This is a genomic window from Streptomyces sp. IBSBF 3136, from assembly GCF_036815105.1.
Classification (GTDB): domain Bacteria; phylum Actinomycetota; class Actinomycetes; order Streptomycetales; family Streptomycetaceae; genus Streptomyces.
The window spans coordinates 1-2,882 of sequence record NZ_JAJSZC010000414.1 but is presented as its reverse complement, the minus strand read 5'-3'; the positions used below and the strand labels follow the sequence as shown (position 1 = coordinate 2,882).

2 protein-coding genes are annotated in these 2,882 nt (G+C 72.3%); both read left to right on the top strand.

Features of this window, described 5'->3' with window-relative positions:
- Positions 1 to 1,679: discoidin domain-containing protein (locus V7E45_RS39690; RefSeq protein WP_333779154.1), on the top strand; the 1,679-nt coding region annotated here is incomplete at its 5' end.
- A 54-nt stretch (positions 1,680 to 1,733) separates the two neighbouring features.
- A partial coding sequence (locus V7E45_RS39685) for a glycoside hydrolase family 3 protein (RefSeq protein ID WP_333779153.1) occupies positions 1,734 to 2,882 on the top strand: 1,149 nt, incomplete at its 3' end.

Here is a 2,882-nt window from a genome sequence, read left to right as displayed (position 1 = left end):
TGACGACGCAGCCGGCCGCCCAGGCCCACGCGGCCGGCAGCGTCGTCAAGGTGACCGGCACCCAGGGCAACTGGCAGCTGACCGTGGACGGGCAGCCCTACCAGATCAAGGGCCTGACCTGGGGCCCTGCCCCGGCCGACGCCGACCGGTACCTCACCGACCTGAAGTCGATGGGCGTCAACACCGTCCGCACCTGGGGCACCGACGCCACCAGCAAGACCCTGTTCGACTCCGCCGCCGCGCACGGCATCAAGGTCATCGCCGGGTTCTGGCTGCAGCCCGGCGGCGGCCCGGGCAGCGGCGGCTGCGTGAACTACCTGACCGACACCGCCTACAAGAACCAGATGCTCGACGAGTTCCCCAAGTGGGCGCAGACCTACAAGGACAACCCCGGCGTGCTCATGTGGGACGTCGGCAACGAGTCGGTGCTCGGACTGCAGAACTGCTACAGCGGCGTCGAACTGGAGCGGCAGCGCGACGCCTACACCACGTTCGTCAACGACGTCACGAAGCGGATCCACGCCGTCGACCCCGACCACCCGGTCACCTCGACGGACGCCTGGGTCGGCGCCTGGCCCTACTTCAAGAAGAACGCACCCGACCTCGACCTGTACGCGGTCAACTCCTACAACGCCGTCTGCGACGTGAAGGCGGCCTGGGAACAGGGCGGTTACACCAAGCCGTACATCGTCACCGAGACCGGTCCGGCCGGGGAGTGGGAGGTGCCCGACGACTCCAACGGCGTGCCGCAGGAGCCCACCGACCGGGCCAAGGCCGACGGCTACACCCGCGCCTGGAACTGCGTCACCGGCCACCGGGGCGTCGCGCTCGGGGCGACCATGTTCCACTACGGCACCGAGTACGACTTCGGCGGCATCTGGTTCAACCTGCTGCCCGCCGGCCAGAAGCGGCTGTCGTACTACGCCGTGAAGAAGGCCTACGGCGCGGACACCTCCCACGACGACACCCCGCCCGTCATCTCGGGGCTGAGCGTCGAGGGCGACCCCGGCAAGGTGCAGGCCGGCCGCGACCTGGTCCTCGACGTCAGGGCGGCCGACCCCGACGGCGACGCGACGTCCTACGAGGTCCTCGACAACAGCATGTACATCGACAAGAGCAAGGAGCTGAACCCGCTCGCCGTCACCGACCTCGGCGGCGGCCGGCTGAAGGTCACGGCACCCGACCGGCCCGGCGTGTGGAAGATGTACGTCAAGGTCAAGGACGGCCACGGCAACGTCGGCGTGGAGAGCCGCTCGGTCCGGGTGGTGCCGCCGGTACCGAACGGCACGAACCTGGCCCTCGGCAGGCCGGCCACCGCCTCCTCCTACCAGCCGAGCTACGGCGACTGCCCCTGCACCGCGGCCAAGGCCGTCGACGGCGACCCGAACACCCGCTGGGCGAGCGACTGGAGCGACACCCAGTGGATCCAGGTCGACCTCGGCGCCCGCACCACGTTCCACCACGTGCAACTGCAGTGGGAGGCCTCGTACGCGAAGGCGTACACCGTGCAGACCTCCGACGACGGCCGGACCTGGCAGACCGTGCGCACGGTGACGGACGGGAACGGCGGCGTCGACGACTTCGACGTCACCGGCACCGGCCGCTACGTCCGGGTCGACGGCACGGCCCGGGGCACCGGTTACGGCTACTCGCTGTACGAGTTCGGCGTCTACGGCTGACGTTCCCCACCGCCACGACGACAGAGAACAGAGGGGGGTGAGGAGCGGGTGGGGATGACCGACCGGGACGAACTCGACCGTCTGCTCGACAAGTTGACCCTACGGGACCGGATCCTGCTGCTCACGGGCGCCACCACGTGGCGCACCGTGGGGCTGCCCGACATCGCCCTGCGGCAGCTGGTGCTGTCGGACGGCCCGGCCGGGGTGCGCGGGGAGGCGTGGGACGAACGCGGCACCTCCGTGCTGCTCCCGTCGGCCTCCGCGCTCGCGGCCACCTGGGACGAGCGGCTGGTCGAGGAACTCGGCGGCCTCCTCGCCCGCGAGGCCCGGCGCAAGGGCGTCCACGCCGTCCTCGCCCCCAACCTCAACCTGCACCGCAGCCCGCTGGCCGGGCGGCACTTCGAGTGCTTCTCGGAGGACCCGGAGCTGACCGGCCGGATGGGTGCCGCCCTGGTCCGCGGCATCCAGGCGCACGGCGTCGCCGCCACCGCCAAGCACTTCGTGGCGAACGACGCCGAGACCGACCGGCTCACGGTCGACGTACGGGCCGACGAACGCACGCTCCGCGAGGTCCACCTGGCGCCCTTCGAAGCGGCGGTGGCGGCGGGCGTCCGGCTGGTGATGGCCGGGTACAACCGGGTGAACGGCACGACGATGACCGCCCACCCGCTGCTGACCGCACCCCTGAAGACCGAGTGGGGGTTCGACGGCGTCGTGGTCTCCGACTGGGGTGCCGTGCGCGACACCAGGACCACCGCGCGCGCGGGTCTCGACCTGCTGATGCCGGGGCCGGCGCAGGAGTGGGGCGAGGCCCTGCTGCGGGCCGTGGCGGCGGGGGAGGTCGAGGAAGCGGCCATCGACGACAAGGCGCGCCGGCTGCTGCGGCTGGCAGCCTGGTGCGGCGCCCTGGGCCGGCCTCCCGTCCCGGCCCGGCCGATCCTGCCGTCCCGGCAGGCCCGCGCCCTGGCACGGCGCGCCGTGGCGGCCGGAGCGGTCCTGCTGGCCAACCGGGGCGTCCTCCCGTTCGACCCCGCCGGTCTCGGCACGGTCGCCGTCATCGGCGCTCCGGCCGCCCGCACCCGCACCCAGGGCGGTGGCAGTGCCGGTGTGTTCCCCCAGGACGAGGTGTCGATCCTGGACGGCATCCGGGCGGGTCTGCGCGGCCGGGCCCGCGTGGTCCACGTACCCGGCCCGCCCCCGGAC